Source organism: Falsigemmobacter intermedius (assembly GCF_004054105.1).
In the GTDB taxonomy this organism is placed as follows: Bacteria; Pseudomonadota; Alphaproteobacteria; order Rhodobacterales; family Rhodobacteraceae; genus Wagnerdoeblera; species Wagnerdoeblera intermedia.
The window spans coordinates 30,116-50,126 of the sequence record NZ_SBLC01000010.1 but is presented as its reverse complement, the minus strand read 5'-3'; the positions used below and the strand labels follow the sequence as shown (position 1 = coordinate 50,126).

16 protein-coding genes are annotated in these 20,011 nt (G+C 62.4%); 11 read left to right on the top strand and 5 right to left on the bottom strand.

The window, feature by feature from the left end:
- Positions 1 to 105 precede the first annotated feature (105 nt).
- Entirely contained in the window at positions 106 to 1,860 is a 1,755-nt protein-coding gene (locus EP867_RS08920) for an OmpA family protein (protein ID WP_241656862.1), read from the bottom strand.
- Positions 1,861 to 2,018: 158 nt separating this feature from the next.
- On the opposite strand from EP867_RS08920, the gene EP867_RS08915 reads away from it, so the two are divergent.
- Entirely contained in the window at positions 2,019 to 2,915 is an 897-nt protein-coding gene (locus EP867_RS08915; protein ID WP_128488295.1) for a dihydrodipicolinate synthase family protein, read from the top strand.
- 68 nt (positions 2,916 to 2,983) lie between these two features.
- Here EP867_RS08915 and EP867_RS08910 read toward each other — a convergent pair whose 3' ends face one another.
- Both EP867_RS08910 and EP867_RS08905 read right to left on the bottom strand, forming a co-directional pair.
- A complete protein-coding gene (locus EP867_RS08910; RefSeq protein ID WP_241656861.1) occupies positions 2,984 to 3,823 on the bottom strand; it encodes a DUF481 domain-containing protein in 840 nt (279 codons plus the stop codon).
- 299 nt (positions 3,824 to 4,122) lie between these two features.
- Positions 4,123 to 5,337, bottom strand: a complete 1,215-nt coding sequence (locus EP867_RS08905) for a replication initiation protein (protein ID WP_128488293.1) — start codon at positions 5,335 to 5,337, stop codon at positions 4,123 to 4,125.
- A 510-nt stretch (positions 5,338 to 5,847) separates the two neighbouring features.
- Between EP867_RS08905 and EP867_RS08900 the strand changes: the two genes are divergently transcribed.
- Both EP867_RS08900 and EP867_RS08895 read left to right on the top strand, forming a co-directional pair.
- A complete protein-coding gene (locus tag EP867_RS08900; protein WP_128488291.1) occupies positions 5,848 to 7,245 on the top strand; it encodes an AAA family ATPase in 1,398 nt (465 codons plus the stop codon).
- Position 7,246: 1 nt separating this feature from the next.
- On the top strand, positions 7,247 to 8,326 hold the full coding sequence (locus EP867_RS08895; protein WP_128488289.1) for a ParB/RepB/Spo0J family partition protein: 1,080 nt from the start codon (positions 7,247 to 7,249) through the stop codon (positions 8,324 to 8,326).
- On the opposite strand, the gene EP867_RS08890 is transcribed toward EP867_RS08895, so the two are convergent.
- Together EP867_RS08890 and EP867_RS08885 are read right to left on the bottom strand one after the other, a co-directional pair.
- Positions 8,323 to 9,072 (bottom strand): SDR family NAD(P)-dependent oxidoreductase, encoded by a 750-nt coding sequence (locus tag EP867_RS08890; protein ID WP_128488287.1) that lies wholly within the window; start codon positions 9,070 to 9,072, stop codon positions 8,323 to 8,325. The genes EP867_RS08895 and EP867_RS08890 overlap by 4 nt on opposite strands.
- Positions 9,069 to 11,348 carry a bifunctional salicylyl-CoA 5-hydroxylase/oxidoreductase gene (locus tag EP867_RS08885; RefSeq protein WP_128488285.1) on the bottom strand — a complete coding sequence of 760 codons (2,280 nt, stop codon included), beginning with the start codon at positions 11,346 to 11,348 and terminating at the stop codon, positions 9,069 to 9,071. Before EP867_RS08885 ends, EP867_RS08890 begins: the two co-directional genes overlap by 4 nt.
- Before the next feature lie 269 nt (positions 11,349 to 11,617).
- Here EP867_RS08885 and EP867_RS08880 point away from each other — a divergent pair, with 269 nt between their 5' ends.
- From EP867_RS08880 to EP867_RS08845, 8 genes are all read left to right on the top strand, one after another.
- Positions 11,618 to 12,322, top strand: coding sequence for a TetR/AcrR family transcriptional regulator (locus EP867_RS08880; RefSeq protein ID WP_128488283.1), 705 nt, complete (start codon positions 11,618 to 11,620; stop codon positions 12,320 to 12,322).
- A gap of 72 nt (positions 12,323 to 12,394) precedes the next feature.
- A complete protein-coding gene (locus tag EP867_RS08875; RefSeq protein WP_128488281.1) occupies positions 12,395 to 13,024 on the top strand; it encodes a pyridoxamine 5'-phosphate oxidase family protein in 630 nt (209 codons plus the stop codon).
- A gap of 404 nt (positions 13,025 to 13,428) precedes the next feature.
- Entirely contained in the window at positions 13,429 to 14,052 is a 624-nt protein-coding gene (locus tag EP867_RS08870) for a GNAT family N-acetyltransferase (protein ID WP_128488279.1), read from the top strand.
- Complete coding sequence (locus EP867_RS20610; protein ID WP_128488277.1) at positions 14,049 to 15,827, top strand: amino acid ABC transporter permease/ATP-binding protein; 1,779 nt, start codon at positions 14,049 to 14,051, stop codon at positions 15,825 to 15,827. The genes EP867_RS08870 and EP867_RS20610 overlap by 4 nt, the downstream gene beginning before the upstream one ends.
- A 92-nt stretch (positions 15,828 to 15,919) precedes the next feature.
- Positions 15,920 to 16,846, top strand: a complete 927-nt coding sequence (locus EP867_RS08860) for an ABC transporter substrate-binding protein (RefSeq protein ID WP_128488275.1) — start codon at positions 15,920 to 15,922, stop codon at positions 16,844 to 16,846.
- 58 nt (positions 16,847 to 16,904) lie between these two features.
- Positions 16,905 to 17,837 carry an ABC transporter substrate-binding protein gene (locus tag EP867_RS08855; protein WP_128488273.1) on the top strand — a complete coding sequence of 311 codons (933 nt, stop codon included), beginning with the start codon at positions 16,905 to 16,907 and terminating at the stop codon, positions 17,835 to 17,837.
- A 3-nt stretch (positions 17,838 to 17,840) separates the two neighbouring features.
- The gene (locus EP867_RS08850; RefSeq protein ID WP_128488271.1) at positions 17,841 to 18,821 is read left to right on the top strand and encodes an LLM class flavin-dependent oxidoreductase; all 981 of its coding nucleotides are present in this window, start codon (positions 17,841 to 17,843) and stop codon (positions 18,819 to 18,821) included.
- 202 nt (positions 18,822 to 19,023) lie between these two features.
- Complete coding sequence (locus EP867_RS08845; RefSeq protein ID WP_128488269.1) at positions 19,024 to 19,980, top strand: acetamidase/formamidase family protein; 957 nt, start codon at positions 19,024 to 19,026, stop codon at positions 19,978 to 19,980.
- The last annotated feature ends 31 nt before the right edge of the window (positions 19,981 to 20,011 follow it).

The window sequence follows — 20,011 nt, the reverse complement described above, 5'->3', positions numbered from 1 at the left end:
ACCAGTGCCAGAGCCGCAAAGTTCCGCCCCGGGGCAGAGGGCGGAAAAGATAAAAGCCGCGCAGGCTTTCACCTGCGCGGCCTCTCTCAGCGTCGAACGCCTTGCTTAGTTGCCCTGCCGCGCCAGCAGCTCCGTGATGCGGCGCACCGAAGCACGCCGGTTCTCGCGGATATCGCCCTCGCGGCGCACCTTCAGGAATTGCTCACCATAGCCCTGAACCACCATATTCTCCGGCGGCACATCGAAATATTCCGTCAACACCAGCGCCACGGATTCCGCGCGCCGGTCTGACAGCGCCAGATTGGCTGCGTCAGATCCCACGGTATCGGTGTGGCCTTCGATGAGGAACATCTCATAGGGATTGGCCTCAATCATGGATTTCAGCACATTGCCCAGATCGGCGAGATTGCGGGCCTGATCGGGCCGGATGGCGGCGGAGCCGGTGTCAAAGGTGATCGCATCCACATTGACCGGGGCCACAAGCGCGCGCACCTGCGGAATGTCACGCACCTGCGCCAGGGTAAAGCTGCGGTCGACCCGCGTCTCACGATCGAGGGCACGGCGCAGATCGGACTCCGTCCAGGCGGCCTGACGCTCAGGCACAACGGCAGGCGGCGGCAGGCGGCGCAGATCGATCGGAGCGGCGCTCTGCGTCTCATCGATCAGCAGCCGCTCAACCCCGTCAGTGCCGATGACCGAGCGGCGCAGCACCCGCAGATCCGCGTCGCGGATGGTCACAACGCGGCTGCCATCATCACGGGTCACGATGGTGCGGGTTGAGCCGTCCTCATAATTCTGCGTCGAGACACGGGCACCGGGGCGGCGGAAGATCGCGGTGTCATCTTTGATCACCTGATAGCTGCCATCCGGCCGCGTCACCACCAGGCGGTCCGGCGCACTCAGTTCAACCTGGCGGTTGTTCGACAGCACCGAGCCCACGGCCACCGCGCCCAGACCCAGCAAAAGCGCCCGCGACAGCGCTTTGGTATCATCATCCTTATCCGCAGATGCCGCAGCGGCAGGCGCGCCCGCAGCCGGTTGCAGCGCATCGCGCAGACTGGTGGCAAAATCCTCTGCCGAAGAGCGGGAACTCTCTTCGGTCACAGTCTCTTCCACAACATCACCCGCCGGGGCTTCTTCGGAAAGCGCAGCCGCAGCAGGGGCTTCAGCGGCTCCGGCTGCTTCACGGGCCGCCTCTGTCTCGGCCACGCCGACCTCGGGGACGGGAACAGCCTCCGCCTCGGGCGCGGTCTCCGGCACCGCTTCCGCAGGCGTCTCAGCCGGGGTCTCAGCGGGAGTATCAGCCGGAGGCGCAGGCGCGGCCTCCCCTTCCGGAGACGGCGCGGGGGTTTGCGTCCCTTCCGGCGTCACCTCCGGCGCGACCTCGGCCGGAGGTTCAGCGGGGGTCTCCCCCGTGGGTTCAGCCGGGTTGGCCGGAGCCTCCGGTACCACCTCTGCCGGAGCTTCAACCGGAGCCTCTGACGGATTCTCTGCCGGCACTTCCTGCGGAGCGCTCTGCGGCACCTCTGCGGGCGCTTCGGGCGCGGCGTCTGCCGGGGCCTCTGCAGGCACTTCAGCCGGAACCTCCGGCGGAGCTTCAGAAGGCGCCTCTACAGGCGTTTCAGCCGGGGCTTCAGCGGGGACCTCCGCCGGAACTTCAGCCGGAGCTTCAGCCGGAGCTTCAGCCGGGGCCTCTGCGGGGGCCTGTTCGGGAGCCTCAACCGGAGTTTCTGGTGCAACCTCAGGTGGCTGCTCTACCGGAACCTCAGGGGCGGCCTGAGCCAGTGCCAGATGCGGCGTCACCAGAGAAAGGCAGGCCACAAGCGCGGTCGTGTTACGTAAAAGACTGTTCATTATCATACCTCGTCACCTGCGGCCGAAGCCGGAGCAGCTGATCTGAAAACGCGCCAGCCCCCTGCCCTGTTCCCAAATTGCCCGGGAGCCAAAGCCGCCCCTTCCCGAAAAGGCAAAGCTGCGCCACTGTGACCGGACGGCCCGCCCTGCCCTGAGGATCTGACATGTCTGCCTTTTCCGGCCTTTCCGCCTTTCCGGTCACGCCCGCAAATTCCGAGGGTGTGGTGGATACCACGCGCCTCGCGCAGACCCTCGATCAACTGATCACCGCCGGGGTCGACAGTCTGGGCGTCCTCGGCTCAACGGGAAGTTACATGTATCTCAGCCCCGCTGAGCGCGACCGCACCCTGCGCGCCGCCGGAGAGGTCTGCGCCGGACGGCGACCGCTCCTGGCCGGGGTCGGGGCGCTCACCACACGCGAGGCAATCGCCCATGCCACCTGCGCCCGCAAAGCCGGTGCCGGTGCGGGTCTTCTGGCCATGGTCTCCTATACGCCGCTCACCGAAGATGAGATCGTCGAACATACCCGCCGCGTCAGCGAAGAAAGCGGTCTGCCGATCTGCATCTACGACAATCCGGCAACCACGCGGGTCACGATCTCAGATGACCTTCTTGCGCGTCTGGCAGAGCTGCCCGGCGTGATCGCCGTGAAGAACCCCGCAACAGGTCCCGAAGATATCGCCCGCCGCCTGAAGACCCAACGACACCGCCTGCCAGAGCACGTCTCCATCGGCTTCAGCGCCGACTGGCACTGCGCAGAGGCGCTGCTGCGGGGCGCTGATACCTGGTATTCGGTCCTGGCAGGCACCCTGCCCCGCCCCTGCGTGGCCCTGGCCAAAGCCGCAAGGCAGGGGGATGAGGCCGAAACCCAAAGGATCAACCAGAACCTTGAACCGCTCTGGGAACTCTTCCGGACCTTCGGCAGCTTCCGCGTGGTGCAGGAAATGGCCCGGCAACTTGGCCAGACCCTTTATCCGCCGCAGGCGCCCATCCTGCCCGTTGACCCGGAAATATCCAGAAAAATCAATCATTTGATGAGCACGCCTCATCTGCAGACCTGACCGGCAGCGCAGATAAAAAAACGGCCCCAAACGGGGCCGTAGTTCAACGAGGGTAGACCTGTCTTCGATCAGAAGCCGAAAACGAGCGAAACGCCCAGTTTGTTGTCGGTACGGATCGCACGGGTGTCGTTATACTCGGTCAGATAGCTGATCCGGGTCGACATCGCGTTGGTCATACGGAAGTTCACACCAAAGTCGTTGTTCACACGCAGTGCCGAGTCCGACTTCAGGACATCGGTGTCATTGGTGAGGAACATGGTGTCGTTGAACTGGTGGAAGAAACGCGAGCTGGCAATATAGCCGGTTTCGGTTTCCGAGTTACGGGCACCGTTTTGCAGATAGCTCACGCCAACACCGGCCTGGGCGCGCCAGGTGGTGGTCGGGGTGTTGATGAAGCGGTAACCCGGACCGATACCAACAAAGGCGTCGCGACGGATTTCATCAGCGGTATCAGCCAGACCATTGGTCTGCACCCGTGCAAGAGCGAAGACGTAGAACTGGTCATTAAAGTAGTAGTTGGCATCATAGACCGCGAAGACATCCTGCTTGGTCTTCGAGCCATCGGCTTCCTGGAAGTCCAGAACAGCGCCAAGGGTCTGAACCAGCGGCCCCTGGGCATGACGCAGACGCAGGCCGACCGAAAGGTCCTGAGTCTCGTTGTTACCGGTCTTACCCGAATAGCCCAGCGACGCGCTGCCGCTGAAACCGGGGTTGAATTCCGGGTTTCCGAAACGCGCCGCGTCATTCGCGCGGTCCATATCTTCACGCACGTCGCGCTCAACGTCGTCGAGACGGTCATTGACACCACGAACGCCGGTCAGAGTATCCTGGGCGAAGGCCGTTGCACTCATCAGGCCAAGCGCGACAACCGCGCCGAGACCAAGGGCGGATGTTTGTTTCACTGTCATAAAGTCACTCCTTAACATGCGGGCAAGCGCCAATAGGCGATCCGGCCGCCTGCATTTTTAACTCTTAAAATCTGAGAACGTTCCGAAGAACTTTGAAGCAGGTGTCTACTTTTTCGTGAGGTTGCCCTCAAAAGCAGGCTTTGCAGCAGGGTGCCTGAAGCCGGCCCAGGGCCGGGTGCCAATCCGCTCCCTGCCCCGCATCGAACAGAAACCGCTGCGCTCTGCCCTGAAATCCCTCATATACCTTCCCCGCAAACGGGCACCTATAGAGAAACACCGGGCGCAGACCCGGCAGTCTCTTATTCTTCAGGCAGCCCGTCAAAGGCCCCGGGAGAGACTTCCTCCCAGAAAGCTGCGATCGCCTTAACGTTCAGCGCGGACATCCAGCCGTGCTTTTCAAAGTCATCTCTGGCAGCGCCCTCAAGCCGCGCAAGGAAAAGCCGCCGGTCCGCATCCCGCTGCGTCGGCGTCCGCGCCGCAGCAAGGTCGCGGATCCGTTCAAGGCGTCTCGCCCGATCCGACAAAACCGGCGCCGCGGCGGGCGCCTGGTTTCGCGGCGAAACCTCAGAGCCGTCATCACGCAGCACGCGGGTCAGATAGCCAACCGGATTTCGGACATCGCCCTGAGCGGCCACGAAATCCAGACGCTTCCCCATGACCGTTTCGCCATGTTCGCGGATCCACTGCCGCGCCAGCCGGTCCGAAACACCAAGCCCCCGCAGGCGCGCATAGATATCCGAGTTCCGATGCCCCTCACCATCATCCAGATCCAGGATCGCCAGTTGAGGGTTCTCAGAAATCAGAAAGCGCACATCCGTCACCGCCCGCCCCATCTTACGGAATTCAGGCGTCACTACGATGTTCGACGTCTTATTCACCTCTGCCACGGCAGGCTTAATAATCTTCGCATTCAGATGCTTGAATTCATCATAATAAGGACTGTCCGCCACCCCCATGAGCCTGCGGAACAGCTCAATCGGCCACCAGCCCGTCGATCCCGTGCGGACAAAGCGGTAGCAGTTTTCATAAAGCGCAAGAGCATGGCCCGAGGTGAAGCGCCGCTGAATATTAAGATTAATCAGCGCAAAAACCTTGGGATCATGCAGCTTTTCGGCCAGCGCCGGTGAATAAGCATATTCGCACACCCCGCCCTTAAGCCGCGCGAAAGACAGCAAAGCCGAGACGCCCCACTCCTGTTGCCCCTCGCTGTCGAGCATATCCCATTCCGCGACCGTTTCCGCCAGGCCGCGCAGGGCAAGCTTCAATGTCTCGATATCGTTCGAATTATAGCCAATCATCAGACAGAGCGTGCGCGCATCAATCTGATGCCGGGTCTGGGATGTGAGCGTGTCGTAAGCGTTCAGCAGAAGAACATTGCTTAACTTACGCTGAAGCAAGGTCAGCTTCCCCGAGATATGGATCGCAGCAACATGCTTCTTAACCGCACCCCGTCTTAGTGGGCCCGTAAGCCGGTCGCGCGGGATATCGTTCAATGCGGTTTTCTCACGGGTCATCTTAACGCCTTCCTGGTCAGGCGAGTCGGACCTGACCAGGACATGTTGTGGCAAAAGGTATCCGCCCGCAACCATGATTCCGGAGACCTTAAAGCCGCCCCCGTATTCAGGTACCTATTACCAGGGAAGCTCAGACAACAGGTACCCGATTCCGGGAGAAGGCGCCTCTCAGGCCGTCATTTCGGGTAAAACTGCGCCTTCGATTCGCGCCTTAGATGTAAAAACCTGTGAATCAGCACCTGATATCCTGAGAATGGGTACTTAATATCCCGAACTCTGGCACCTTAATCCCTGAAATCAGGTACCTATAACAGTGTAACCTTCTGTAAATAAGTGGTTTTCTCGGACGTAAAGATTCAAAAAAGCTCATAATTCTTCAAAATCAGATTCGCGATTTTTCAGGGATATTCCCGTGAAATCAGCAAATTCTGTTCAGGGCTTCCCTATCTCACGTGTGATGTGCCATAGTTGGGTAGTCATCGTGAAGAATGACGCACATCAGGCGAAGCAATGGCTCAGAAACCAGTTATTCCCGGCAAGGCGGATCTTCCGCCCTACTTTAACATTGATCCGGCGCAGGCGGCAGCAAAACTGACTGATCCGATCGATACTGCACGTTTTGCAAAAGCGGCTGCCTTTGCGACCCGTGGTCGGGACGACCTTGCGCGCCGCGGTTATGCACCGGATGGACAGAAACGTCTGCGGAAGTTCTCGACCTGGGAAGTCTGTAAGTATCTGATCCCGGTCAATGCTGCCCATCTGCGCCGTGTGCTGCGTCAAAACCCGGAGCTTCCGCAGGGCGAGGGCGATGCGGGGTCCAAATGGTTTACGCTGGAGGAGGTCCTCGCGCTTCGTAACCACTTCGCAACTGAAGGTGCGCGCGATCGCGAATATCGTGCCTGGCGCCCGGAAGGACTGCCGGCGAAGGTGGTTGCCGTGGCAAACTTCAAAGGGGGCGTCGGCAAGACGTCGACGGCAGCCCATCTTGCCATGTCGGCCGCGCTTGATGGCTATAAGGTTCTGGTCATCGATCTTGACAGCCAGGGGTCGATGACCTCGATCATGGGCGGTAAGGTTGAGGACGAATGGCAAACCGTTTTCCCTTTGCTGGCAAGGGACTATGCGCTGCGTCTGCAGGAAGAAAACAAGGTCCGTGAAGCCGGTGGACTGGCGCCCTACCCCTTTGATGAGACGCTGACGGAAGCACTGAAGGTTTCGCCGCGAAACCTCATCCAGAAAACGCACTGGCCGAATATCGATCTGATCGGCGCGCAGCTGAACCTCTATTGGGCGGAATTTCAGGTACCCGTCTGGCGGATGCAGCTGCGCTCCTGGGCGCTTTGGGATGCATTGAGCCACGCCCTGCAGGACGGCGGAATGTTGGATGATTACGACATCATTCTGCTCGATACGCCCCCCGCGCTTGGCTATCTGACGATCAATGCGCTGGCGGCTGCCGATATTCTGCTTGTGCCGCTTGGGGCATCCTTTCTGGAGTTTGACAGCACCGGGCGCTTCTTTGACATGATCTATTCGACCTTCGCGTCGATTGAGGAAGGCGAAAATCGCGTGCGGCGCGCCGATGGCCTGCCGGAGATGCGTTTTGAATGGGATGCGGTGCGGGCACTGGTGACGCGGTTCGACCCCGCCCAGCAGGCGGATCTTGGCAATGTGATCCAGGCCTATTTCGGCGACTTCATGACAACCTATCGCCAGGAAATGACTGTTATGGTCGGCCAGGCGGGCGAGATGGTCTCCGGCATTTATGAGACGGATTACCGCAACTTTAACCGTGACACCTATGTGCGCGGGCGCGAAACTTTCGATCGCACCTGGGCTGAGGTGAAAGAAGTGATCCTTGGCACCTGGTGGCGCGACCAGCAGATGGCCGGGGCAGAGGAGTCGTAACGTGGCGAAACGTCGGGTTCTGGCAGTACCTTCCAGCGCTGATCTGGAGAAAATGGAAGCGGATTTCCGGCGCGAGCCGGCGCCGGTGCGGCCCGGGGTGGCGCCGATCGCCCAGGTCGCCGCTGAGACGGCCGCGGTTTTTGATCCGCGCAGCGCAGATGAGCGGGCGGAGGCGGCGCGGGATCGCGCCGTCGCCTCTGCTTTCCGTGAGGCGCGGACCAAAGGTCTGGTCATGGTTGAACTGCCCATCGAAGAGATCGAGGCGGATGCCCTGGTCCGCGATCGGGTGGTGATTGACGCGGAAGAGCTGGAAGAGCTGAAAGCCTCTATCGCCAAGACCGGGTTGCGGTTGCCGGTCGAGGTTTTTGAGCAGATGCCCGGGGCGGCGCGACCCTATGGGCTGCTGTCGGGGTATCGCCGCCTGATGGCCGTGCGCGCGCTGTGGGACCTGACGCATGAGCCGCGCTATGCGACCATCCGGGCTGTGGTGCGTGAGCCTGAGGCCATGGGCGGTGCCTTCGCCGCCATGATCGAAGAGAACGAAATCCGCGCGAGCCTCAGTCAGTTTGAGCGCGGGCGGATTGCCGTGATTGCGGCACAGCAGGGCGCTTTTGCCAATCCGGAAGCCGCAGTGGATGCGCTTTTCCCGGTGGCCTCTAAGGCGAAACGCTCAAAGATCCGCAGCTTTGCGCTTATTTTTGAAGAGCTTGGGGATATGCTGAAGTTCCCGGATCTTCTGCGAGAAAAAGACGGGCTGCGTATTGCGCAGGCCCTGCGTGACGGCGCAGAGGCGCGGTTGCGGGACGGTCTGGCGGAGGCGGATCCGGCGGATCCCGCAGCAGAACTGGCGGCGCTTGAGCGGATCCTTGACGAGCTTGACAGCCCCCCACCGGACCCGCGGAAGGGCGGCCGCCCCAAGCGCGCAGCGGGGCCCGCAGCAGAGACCAGCGCCGGCTTTACCGTTGTGGCCGAACAGGATGCCCGCGGCTGGGCGCTGCGCATCGGCGGGCGGCGCAAGGTCGACCGCGGGCTGATGGAAAGCCTGGTGCGGGAGGTTTCGCGGCTGCTTGAAAAGCCTTAAGCGGTTTCGCCGCCGCAGATCGGGATGGCCTGACCTGTGATGGCATCGCTGCCAGGGCCACAGAGCCAGAGCACCGCCCGGGCGACCTCTTCCGGATCGATCAGGCGGCCCTGCGGCGAGTGGGAGGCAAGGCTTGCCCGAGCCTCCTCTGCGCTGCGGCCGGTGGTTTCAACGATGCGGTCTGTCGATCTGCGGGTCATCTCGGTGTCCATGAAACCGGGGCAGAGGGCGTTGAAGGTGACCCCTTTGCGGGCATATTCAAGTGCCGCTGAGCGGACGAGGCCAAGGACGCCGTGCTTGCTGGCGGCGTAAGGCGCGACATAGGCATAGCCTTTGACGGCGGCCGTTGAGGCGATGGCGATCACACGGCCCCAGCCGCGGGGCGGCAGATGGCGGGCGGCCTCTCTGAAGGTCAGAAAGGTGCCGAGAAGGTTGGTATCAATCTGCGACTGAAATTCTGCCAGCGAGGTGCGCGCCAGGGGGGCAGAGGCGGAAATCCCGGCATTGGCGACGACGATATCGAGGGGGCCTGCGGCGGCAAAAGCTTCCTCCACCGAACGCTCGCTGGTGACGTCGCAGATCTGCGGATGCATGAGGGCGCTGTCGCGGGCCAGGGCGTGCAGGGGTTCCGGGCGGCGACCACAGATCACCACCTCAGCCCCCTCGCGGGCGAGGGCCCGGGCAATTGCGGCACCTGAGCCGGAGCCTGCACCGGTGACGAGGGCGCGTTTTCCTTGCAAAATCATTGGATTGCCTTCGCGCGTTCGGCCAGGGTCAGCGCCTGTCGGCGGCCGCCTTCGTAAGGGGCGGGCCAGGGCTGTTCGGTGTCGAGAAGGTCCACCGCCTGATGCAGCGTCCAATAGGGATCCGCGAGATGGGGCCGCGCGAGCAACACCAGATCCGCACGACCCGCCATCAGGATGGAGTTCACGTGATCGGCCTCATAGATGTTTCCGGCGACCAGGGTCGGGATCTGCAGGCTGTTGCGGATCAGATCGGCGAAGGGGACCTGGAACATCCGGCCATAGACCGGACGCTCGGCGCGGTCGGTCTGACCGGAGGAGGCGTTGATGGCATCGGCACCGGCGGCCTGGAAGGCGCGGGCGATTTCGACGGCCTCATATTCATCGACGCCGCCGTCGATCCAGTCATGCGCCGAAATCCGCACCGACATGGGTTTGTCCGCAGGCCAGGCGGCGCGCATGGCGCGAAAGACCTCAAGCGGGAAGCGCAGGCGGTTCTCCAGGCTGCCGCCGTAGTCATCCTGCCGCTGGTTGGTGACCGGAGAGAGGAACGAGGCCAGAAGATAGCCGTGCGCGGCGTGCATCTCGATCATATCAAAGCCCGCGCGATGGGCATTTTCAGCGGCTTTGACATGGGCATCGCGGATGCGGTCCATATCCGAACGATCAATCGGTTTTGGCACCTGGCTTTGCGGCAGATAGGGCAGGGGGGAGGCTGAGAAGATCGGCCAGTTCCCCTCGGCCAGGGGTTGATCGATGCCATCCCAGGCCAGTCGGGTCGAGGCTTTGCGGCCTGCGTGGCCGATCTGGGCGCAGATCTTTGCCGGGGTCTCGGTATGGACGAAATCGGTCAGTCGTTTGAAGCGGGCGACCTGCTCATCGGTGATGAGGCAGGGGCAGCCGGGGGTAATGCGCCCCTCAGGCTCAACGCAAAGCATCTCGGTAAAGACGAGGCCTGCGCCGCCTTTTGCGCGTTCGGCGTAGTGGATGAAATGCCAGTCGGTGGGATTGCCGTCGATGGCTTTATACTGCGCCATCGGCGAGACGACGACGCGGTTTGCGAGGGTCATCCCGCGCAGTCTGAAGGGGGCAAACATCGGGCGGCGCTGTGAGCTGCTGCCCGCCCGGGCCTGGAACCAGCTTTCCGCCCGGCCCAGCCATTCGGGGTCACGAAGGCGCAGATTTTCGTGTGAAATCCGCTGGCTGCGGGTCAGCAGCGCATAGGTGAACTGCATCAGATCGAGCTTGAGGTGGCGGTCGATCTCTTCGAACCAGGTGGTCGAATTGCGCGCGGCAGAGGTCACGCGCAGCACCTGAAGTTTGCGCTCGGCCTCATAGCTTTGCAGGGCTTCAGACAGAGGTTTGCCGCAGGTCAGCTCTTCGGCCAGGGCAATGGCGCTTTCCATCCCGAGTTTCGAGCCGGAGCCGATCGAGAAATGCGCCGTGGCCGAGGCATCGCCGAGCAGGACGACATTGTCATGATACCAGGTTTCGCAGGTCACGCGGGGAAATTGAATCCAGGCTGAGCCGCGGATATGGCCTGCGTTGGTCTGCAGGGCATGGCCGCCAAGATGGCGGGCGAAGATATTTTCACAAAGCGCGATGCTCTCTGCCTGCGACAGCTGGTCAAAGCCGAAAGCTTTGTAGGTTTCGGGCCCGCATTCGACGATGAAGGTCGCCATTTTGTCGTCAAACTGATAGGCATGGGCCCAGACCCAGCCGTGTTCGGTCTCTTCAAAGATGAAGGTGAAGGCGTCATCGAACTTTTGTTCGGTGCCCAGCCAGACGAAATGGTTGCGGCGCAGGTCGATTTCAGGGCGGAAGTGCTCGGCATAAAGCGTGCGGGTGCGGGAATTCAGACCATCGGCCGCGACAACGACGTCATAGTCCCGGCGCATCTGCTCAATCTCTCCGGTCGGGATATCGGCCTGGAAAGTCAGCGTCACGCCCAGATCGCGGGCACGTTCCTGCAACAGCAGCAGCAGCCGTTTGCGACCGATGCCGCAAAAGCCGTGGCCGGTGGAGGTCATCTCCTCAGCGCCGCGCACCACGCGGATATCGTCCCAATAGGCGAAGCTGCCGCGGATCATCGCCTCTGAGACGGGATCGTTTTCGCCAAAATTGCTCATGGTCTCATCGGAAAGCACCACGCCCCAGCCGAAGGTGTCGTCGGCGCGGTTGCGTTCAAAGACCGTGATTTCGCTCTCAGGGGCGCGAAGTTTCATGGAGATGGCGAAGTAAAGTCCGGCCGGGCCGCCGCCAAGCACTGCGATTTTCATATCTGTTCTCTCCCTGCGGACGCAGGACAGCGGGCGCCCGATTTCTTTTATACTTAAAATAAATCGGCTCACCGGCTGTCAAGAGATTTGCGCAGGGGCATTGGCGGGGCAGGGGGGGCACCCGGGCGTTTTGTCGCGGACCGTTCTGTCAGGATCGGGGGATAAGCCTCGGAAAACAGGATGTTTTCGGAGAGGCGGTCTGGGCGGCCCGGCTCTGGGCTTGCGCGGCCGGGCAGGGTAGAAATGCGGTTCGGACAAAGAGGACTATCATGCCACAGCGCAGCCCCCGTCGTCAGGTCAGCCGCCTTCCGCCTGAGCGCCGGATTGCAGATATTATGACGGCGGCACGGGCGATCTTTGCGGAGAAGGGCTATACCGAGCATGTGATCTCGGAGATTGCCGAGCGTGCGGGCGTCGTTGAGGGGACGATTTACCGCTTCTTCGCCAATAAGAATGATCTGCTGCAACAGGTGGCTGAGGCCTGGTTTCAGGAGATGATGGACCAGTCGGCTGCGAATTTTGCAGCGATCCGCGGCGAGTGGAATGCACTGCATTTCGTCATCTTTCATACGCTTGAGGCCATTCGCCGCGATCCCGGGCTGACGCGGCTGATGCTTTATGAGCTGCGCCCTGAGCCTGAACACCGTGACAGCCGGCTTTATGCGCTGCACCATGACTACACGGGACGGCTGTGCGCGATTGTGCGCGACGGGATGGCGCGGGGGGTGTTTCGCCCGGATGCAGATCCGGAACTGGCGCGGGATATAGCCTTTGGCGCGATTGAGATGCGGACCTGGTCTTATCTGCATCACAAAAGCAGTTTTGAGCCGGTGCCTCTGGCACGGGAAATCACCGATATGCTTTATGCCGGTCTGCTGCCCAGGACCGCGCCTGTGCCGCAGGATGAGACGCTTCGGCGGCTGGAGGCGGTGAGCCTGCGTCTGGAGCGGCTGGCAGATCAGGGCGAGGGCTGAACGGCGGAATTTCCTCGCCTGGCGGGGCCCGGGCCTGCTACCCCTGTTTCAGGGATGGCAGGAGGGCCGGGGATGGCAGAGGCAAACGACGATGGGGTGATCCGCAGTCTTGCGGCACTGGAGGCGCTTTATGATGCGCCCGCGCGTGGCTCGATCGTGAAAGAATGCGATCATATCCACCCGCTTTATCGCCCCTTTATTGAGGCTGCGCCCTTTGTGGTGCTGGCGACGGCCGGGCCGGAAGGGCCGGATCTGAGCCCGAGGGGGGATGGTCCGGGGTTTTTGCGGGTCACCGGAGCGCGGGAGGTGCTGATGCCGGACCGGCGCGGCAACAACCGTCTCGACAGTCTGCGCAATATCGTCACCAACCCGAGGGTGGCGCTTCTCTTCATCGTGCCGGGCGTGGGAGAGACCCTGCGGCTGACGGGACGGGCGGAGGTGACGACCGATCCCGGGCTTTGTGCCTCATTTGCGCAAAACGGGCAGAGCCCGCGTGTGGTGGTGCGGATCGCGGTGAGCAAGGTGTTTTTCCAATGCAGCCGCGCGGTTTTGCGCGCGAAACTCTGGGATCCGGGTGCTCAGATCCCGCGCTCTGCGCTGCCCTCTCCGGGCGCCATTCTGGCGGCGCTGTCGGGCGGAGAGGTCGGTGGTGCGGCCTATGATGAGGCGCTGCCCGCACGGTTGCGCGACACGCTTTATTAAAGCCTGGTGTCGAATCACGGCTTTCGGGTGGGAAAGTGCGTGCATTCTGCCGCGCAGGGGGGCGGGGGGAAAATTACCCTCGCCGCTGCGCAAAAATCGACCGCGACGTTTCATTTACTCTCAGCGCGCTGTCTCTATTCTGTGATCATCGCCGCCTGCGCCCCTTCGGCCGCAGGATCAGTTAAAAGGAGACTGGCTGATGCAGAATTTTGCTGTCCTGCCCGCCGCCGCCTCGTCCGGCTGTTGTCGGTCTTCGTGTCGAATGTGCGGCTGCTGAGCACCGCCTGAGCTGACCTTTCCGATCTGCTGAAACCCTTACCCCCGCTGTGACGGGGCCGGTTTTGAACACCCCATTGCTGACGAAGGCGTGCGAAGGCCGCTTTCGCTGACGGAGACCTTTTGCCATGACCAGGGCTGACACCACCGACCGTCTTTTTGTCACCACCCCAGATGATCCCCGCGCAAGACCGCTGGTTGAAGATCTGATCCGCGAATACGACAGCCGCTATGGCACGCTCTTCAGCAGTGAAGGCGCGCGGGCAGAGCTTTACCGCTATCCGGCTTCGGCCTTTACCGAGGCACAGCGCGGGGCCTTTCTGCTGCTCGAGCGCGCAGACCGCGTGATCGCGGGCGAGGCCTTTATGTTTTACGACGTGGATACGGCGGAGTTGAAGCGGGTCTGGGCCGACCCGGAGTTTCGCCGCCAGGGTCTGGCGCGGCGCATCGTTGAGGCTTTGGAGCAGGCGGCGGAAGCGCAGGGCTATACCCGCGTCTATCTGACCACCGGCTTCCGCCAGCCTGAGGCGCGGGATCTTTACCTCTCGCTCGGCTATCGCCCGCTCTTTGACCCGGAGGTTCCCGGAGAGCTTTACGCCACGCTGCCTTTCGAGAAGCACATCGGCGCTTTGCGCGGGCAGGTGCCGAGCTCGCCTTTGCGTGTGCCGGCGGCCAGTCTTGAAGAGGCAGCCTCTGCTGCCGCTGCGCGCAAAGCGGAAAGTGCGGCCCGGCATGCAGAGGTGGCGGCATGAGCGTTACTGATTTCGACCGCCTGCCGATCGCGGCGAGCCCCGCGGCTGAGGGGCATCTGAAGGTGGTGCCGGTGCGCCACCGCGCGCGCACGATCGGCACCGTGGCGGCCGTCGTGGTTCTGGCGCTGATTTTGCAGTCGGTTTTGGGCAATCCCCGCTGGGGCTGGGGCATCTTTGCTGAGTGGTTCTTCTCAGAGCCGGTTCTGGCGGGGCTGGGGCGGACGCTTTTGCTGACCGCGCTCGGGGCGCTGTTCGGCTTTACGCTTGGCACGCTCCTGGCGCTGGCACGGGTGTCCTCCTCGCCGCTGCTGGCGGGGCTGGCCTGGGGGTTTATCTGGCTCTTCCGCTCGCTGCCGCTGATCGTGCTGCTGCTGATCCTCAACAACTTAGGCTATCTTTATGAGACCGTGGCCCTGGGCGTGCCTTTCACTGATATCACCTTTGCAAGCTGGTCAACCACGCAGCTGATGACGCCCTTTCTGGCCGCCGTTCTGGGGCTGACGCTGAACCTTGGGGCCTTTTCGGCTGAAGTCATCCGCGGCGGTATCCTGAGCGTCGATCAGGGCCAGCATGAGGCGGCGGCGGCGCTTGGTCTGCCGAAAGGTCATCAGGCGCGGCGCATTGTGCTGCCTCAGGCCATGCGCTCGATCGTGCCGACGGCGTTTAATGAGATCATCGGCCTCGCGAAGGGGACCTCGGTGGTCTATGTCCTGGCGCTGCCGGAGTTGTTTTACACCATCCAGATCATCTACCGCCGCAACCTGGAGGTCATTCCGCTGCTGATGGTCGCGACCGTCTGGTATCTGATCATCCTGTCGGTTTTGTCGGTCATTCAGTATCACATTGAGCGTCACTATGCGCGGGGTGCGCTGCGCACGCTGCCGCCGAATGCCTTTCGGGTGGTCTTCGCGAAGCTGGGTCTGGTGGCTTTGCATCCCGCAGAGAAACCGGTGGCCCCGGCCGAAGAGGCGCAGAGTGCCCCGGTGACTTCGCGCGGGTTTGAGGGTCTGCCCCGGGGCGGTGCGGTGGAAATCCGTGGTGTGGCGAAAAGCTTTGGCACGCTGAAGGTGCTCTCGGACATTGATCTGAGCTTCGCGCCGGGATCGGTGACCGCGATCATCGGGCCGTCGGGATCTGGTAAATCCACCCTGCTGCGCACGATCAACCATCTGGAGCGGGTGGATGAGGGCACCATTGCCATCGACGGTGAGCTGATCGGCTATCGCCGCGAAGGGGACACGCTTTATGAGCTGGAAGAGCGCGAGATCCTGAAGCGGCGCACCGATGTCGGCATGGTGTTTCAGAACTTCAACCTTTTCCCGCATCTGACGGTGCTGCAGAACATCACCGAAGCGCCGATCCGGGTGCGGGGCCTGGGTAAGGCTGAGGCGGAGGCTCTGGCGCGGGATCTGCTGGCCCGGGTGGGGCTTGCTGAGAAAGCCGATGCCTATCCGCGTCAGCTCTCGGGCGGGCAGCAGCAGCGGGTGGCCATAGCGCGGACCCTGGCGCTGAAACCCAAAGTGCTGCTCTTTGATGAGCCGACCTCAGCGCTTGATCCGGAACTGGTGGGCGAAGTGCTGAATGTGATCCGGGAACTCGCGGCCTCGGGCATCACGCTGATCATCGTCACCCATGAGATCGGCTTTGCCCGCGATGTCGCTGACCGCATCATCTTCATGGAGCAGGGCCGCGTGGTTGAAAGCGGGCCGCCCGTGCAGATCCTGAACGCGCCCCGCCACCAGCGCACGGCAGATTTCCTCGCCCGTGTGAACTGACCTCTTCCCCCCTTCTGCCTCCCCGCAGACCCGGTTCCGGCATGTGCCGGAACCGGCCCGGAGCAGGCATCTTCAATCTAAAGGAAAATTCCATGTCTCTTCTTCGTCGCAGTTTTCTTGCTCTGACCCTCTCGGCTCTGCTGCCGCTTCCGGCGCTGGCGCTCGACGGGATCGACCTTTCGCCCGAACAGCCCGGCCGCATCCGGGGAGAGAAAATTCAAAGCGCGATTGATCTTTTGCCGAAAGATTACAAATGGGTCACCCCCGGCAAACTGACCGTGGCTTCGGTCCCGAACCGGCTGCCGTTTTCGGTCTATGCCACCGACACCCGCACCCCGGTCGGCGGAGAGCCTGATCTGGCGCAGATCGTGGCCGACAGCCTGGGGCTTGAGCCGGAGCTGATCCCGGTGGCCTGGGCGGATTGGCCCCTGGGGCTGGCATCGGGCAAATATGATGCCGTGATCCACAACATTACCGTCACAGAGGCGCGCAAAGAGAAATTCGATTTCTCGACCTATCGCAATGATCTGCTTGGGTTCTATGTCGCCAAAAACAGCCCCCTCACCGAGATTACAGAGCGTCAGCAGATCGCCGGGCTGAAGGCTTCGGTCCATTCCGGCACCAATCAGGAAGAGATCCTGCTGCGCTGGATTGAAGAGAATAAGGCCGAAGGTCTGGCCCCGACCGAAGTTCTTTATTTCGATGATGACGTGGTCCAGGACCTGGCGCTGGAATCGGGGCGGATTGATTTCTATCTCGGACCCAATGCCACCTCCGCTTTCAAAGCGGCGAAGGACGGCAATATCCGCCTCGTCGGCACGCTCTCGGGGGGCTTTCCGCTGACGGCTGAGATCGCGGTGGCCACCAAAAAAGGCGCAGGCCTGGCCGATGCGGTGACCGCAGCGCTGAACGGGCAGATTGCCAATGGCACCTATGGCAGGGTGCTGGGCAAATGGGGCCTTGATGCCGAAGCCATCACGGAAAGCCGCACCAACCCGCCGGGTCTGCCCGCGAAATAAGTCCCCCGGCCCTGCCCGGGAGACCGGGCGGGGCGCGTTTTCTTTGATCGGAATTGTCATGACTTCTCTCAGCCGCCGCCTTCTTTTGTCGCTCTCTCTCGCTGCCCTTGGGATTACGGCGGCGGGGGCAAAGGAATTGCCCTTTGACCTCTCCCCCGAGCAGCCCGCGCGCGAACACATCGCCGCCAATGCTGAGGCGATTGCCGCGATCCCGAAGGATTTTCCCTTTGTGACGCCGGGGAAATTCACCATCGGCACCAATCCCTCCGGCCCGCCGCTTGCGACCTATGCCAGCGATACTGCGACCGTGGTGGGCGCGGACCCCGATATTGCCAGCCTGATCGCTGAAAGCCTGGGGCTTGAACTGGAGATCGTGGTTGTGGCCTGGGCGGACTGGCCGCTGGCGCTGCAGTCGGGCAAGGTGGATGCGGTTTTCTCCAACGTCGGCGTGACGGAAGAGCGCAAAGAGAAGTTTGATTTCGCCACCTACCGCCAGGGGCTGCACGGATTTTTCGTTCATAACGACAGCCCGGTTCAAAGGATCGCAGAGCCGAAGGATATTTCCGGTCTGAAGATTGTGGTGGGTGTGGGCACCAACCAGGAGCGGATTTTAGGCAAATGGAACGAGCTTGTGGTTGAGGCCGGTCTGCCGTCTGCGGAACTGGTTTATTATGATGACGAAGGCACCAAGCTGCTGGCGCTGCGGGCGGGGCGGGTGGATGTGATGGTGCAGCCCCATGCGCAGCTGGTGCTGATCGCCGAGCGGGACGGTGATTTCCGCAAAGTGGGGGTTCTGTCCGCCGGCTGGCCTGAGCGTTCAGACGTGGCGGCGACCTTCCGCAAAGGCTCGGGTCTGGCGGAGCCGGTTGCGATCGCCGTCAACGGGCTGATCAAGGACGGCGTTTACGGCCGCACGCTGGCGCGCTGGCTGGTCAGTGATGAGGCGCTGGAGGAAAGCCGCGTGAACCCGCCGGGCCTTCCGAAGTTTTAAGCCATGGCGATTTCGCATTTTGCCCTGCTGATCCCCGGGAATTACGGCTTTGACGCGCCGCGCCAGGGGCTGGAGGAGACGCTCTCGCTCTTTACGCTTGCGGAAGACCTGGGCTTTGACAGCGCCTGGGTGCGCCAGCGTCATCTTGAGCGCGGGGTGTCCTCGGCGGCGACCTTTCTGGCCGCCGCCACGCAGCGCACCTCTCGCATTGGCCTTGGGACGGGGGTGATCCCCTTGGGCTATGAGACGCCTTTGCGGCTGGCGGAAGATCTGGCCACGGTGGATGTGCTCTCGGGCGGGCGGCTGAATGTGGGCGTCAGCGCGGGCCCTGCGGCTTTCGCCGATCTGCTGGGGCCGCTCTTGCCGCTGGAGACACCGGCGGCGAAGCATGAGAGAGCGGCGCTGCTGGCGCGGGCGCTGCGATCAGAGCCGCTGGCAGCGGAGAGCCTGAGCGGCAATGCGGCCGGGGCTCAGGTGCCGCGGGTGCTGCCTCATGCGGCGGGTCTGACGGAGCGGCTCTGGTATGGGGCGGGCTCAAGCGCTTCTGCGGCCTGGGCGGCGCAGAACGGCTGGCATCTGCTGACCGGCAATGTGATTACGGCAGAGGAGAGCGCGGATTTTCTGAGCACACAAAGGCAGCTGATTGACACCCACCGCCGCCACTGGGCGGGGAAGGGGGCACCGGGTCTGGGGCTTGGCCGGGTGATCCTTCCGACCGACAGCGCCACCGCTGAGCAGGCGGCGCGCTACCGGGCCTACTGTGAGGCGCGCCTGGCGCGGACGCGCGCGCCCAACGGGCCGGGGCGGGTGATTTTTCTGCCCGATCTGGTCGGCCACAGCGAGGCCATTCTGGAGGCGCTTGCGCAGGATCCGGTGCTTGCGCTGACGCGGCATCTGCGGTTTGAACTGCCCTATGATTTTGCGGCGGCAGATTATCAGCAGATTCTCCGCGATGCGGTTAAAATTATAGCACAACTGCGCTGAGATCTCAGCCCTGTTGCCAAAAAGACGCTGAATCGCTGAACATTTGCCTAAATGTTGGGCATTCTGTGCCTTTAATGCACCATTATCCGGCGAAGCGGAGGCGACGGATCGTCGCGGCCCGGGGCCTCGTTGACTTCCCCCTCAGAGCAGGCACACCGATGCGCCGTTGCCCGCGTGGCGTCTGTTCAAATACGAGGCTGCTATGTCAGATCTTTTCCTGCCCGCCACCCCGTCAACGGTGCATTGGGGCCGTTTCTGGTCTGACCTGCCGCCGGTTCTGGAAGTGGAGCCCGGTGCCCGGGTGACCATTGAGACCTTCTCAGGCCGGGAGATGCATCTGCCCCCGGAGGGCTCGGGCATGACGGTCTCTGACGCGCATCGTGAGGTGCTGGCCGCCGATCTGCCAAGGGTGGCGCATCTGCTGACCGGGCCTGTCGCGGTGCGCGGTGCAATGCCCGGCGATGTGCTGGAGATCGCGATTGAGAAAATCGATCTCGGGGCGGACTGGGGCTATAACGCCCTGCGCCCGAGCGCGGGGACGCTGATGGGCGAGATGCCCGTCTCGGCGATGAATCTTGATATCATCCCGATTGACCGCGCAGCGAAAACCGCCCGGCTGCCCTGGGGGGCGGTGCTGCCGCTCGCGCCTTTCTTCGGGGTGATGGGGCTGGCGCCTGCGCCGGAATGGGGTGAGCTGACGTCGGTTCAGCCCCGGGTCTTCGGCGGCAATATCGACCTGAAGCTGCTGACGGAGGGCGCGACGCTTTTCCTGCCGGTCCAGGCGGAGGGCGGGCTTTTCTCCTGCGGTGACGGCCATGGCTGCCAGGGCGACGGGGAAGTCTGCATCACCGCGCTTGAGACCTCACTCACCGGCACCTTCCGCTTCAATCTGCACAAAAAGGGCGCGCTGGAGGTGGATTATCCGATGGCGGAGACCGCGGATGAATTCATCACCATGGGCTTTCACGAGAGCCTCGATCAGGCGCTCAGGATTGCGTTGCGTCAGATGATTGCGCTGATCTCGCGTCACTGCGCCATCACCCCGGGTGAGGCCTATCAATTCTGCTCCATGGCCGTCGATTTCGCGGTGACCCAGTCGGTCAACGGCGAAAAAGGCATCCATGGCCGCGTGAAAAAATCCCTGCTTCAGCGCGGCTGAACGGGACTGTCTTTCGATTAAAAGGACCATC

Coding starts and splice junctions, on each gene's coding strand:
- EP867_RS08920 (WP_241656862.1), bottom strand. CDS start 1,860: ATGATAATGAACAGTCTTTTACGTAACACGACCGCGCTTGTGGCCTGC.
- EP867_RS08915 (WP_128488295.1), top strand. CDS start 2,019: ATGTCTGCCTTTTCCGGCCTTTCCGCCTTTCCGGTCACGCCCGCAAAT.
- EP867_RS08910 (WP_241656861.1), bottom strand. CDS start 3,823: ATGACAGTGAAACAAACATCCGCCCTTGGTCTCGGCGCGGTTGTCGCG.
- EP867_RS08905 (WP_128488293.1), bottom strand. CDS start 5,337: ATGACCCGTGAGAAAACCGCATTGAACGATATCCCGCGCGACCGGCTT.
- EP867_RS08900 (WP_128488291.1), top strand. CDS start 5,848: ATGGCTCAGAAACCAGTTATTCCCGGCAAGGCGGATCTTCCGCCCTAC.
- EP867_RS08890 (WP_128488287.1), bottom strand. CDS start 9,072: ATGATTTTGCAAGGAAAACGCGCCCTCGTCACCGGTGCAGGCTCCGGC.
- EP867_RS08885 (WP_128488285.1), bottom strand. CDS start 11,348: ATGAAAATCGCAGTGCTTGGCGGCGGCCCGGCCGGACTTTACTTCGCC.
- EP867_RS08880 (WP_128488283.1), top strand. CDS start 11,618: ATGCCACAGCGCAGCCCCCGTCGTCAGGTCAGCCGCCTTCCGCCTGAG.
- EP867_RS08875 (WP_128488281.1), top strand. CDS start 12,395: ATGGCAGAGGCAAACGACGATGGGGTGATCCGCAGTCTTGCGGCACTG.
- EP867_RS08870 (WP_128488279.1), top strand. CDS start 13,429: ATGACCAGGGCTGACACCACCGACCGTCTTTTTGTCACCACCCCAGAT.
- EP867_RS20610 (WP_128488277.1), top strand. CDS start 14,049: ATGAGCGTTACTGATTTCGACCGCCTGCCGATCGCGGCGAGCCCCGCG.
- EP867_RS08860 (WP_128488275.1), top strand. CDS start 15,920: ATGTCTCTTCTTCGTCGCAGTTTTCTTGCTCTGACCCTCTCGGCTCTG.
- EP867_RS08855 (WP_128488273.1), top strand. CDS start 16,905: ATGACTTCTCTCAGCCGCCGCCTTCTTTTGTCGCTCTCTCTCGCTGCC.
- EP867_RS08850 (WP_128488271.1), top strand. CDS start 17,841: ATGGCGATTTCGCATTTTGCCCTGCTGATCCCCGGGAATTACGGCTTT.
- EP867_RS08845 (WP_128488269.1), top strand. CDS start 19,024: ATGTCAGATCTTTTCCTGCCCGCCACCCCGTCAACGGTGCATTGGGGC.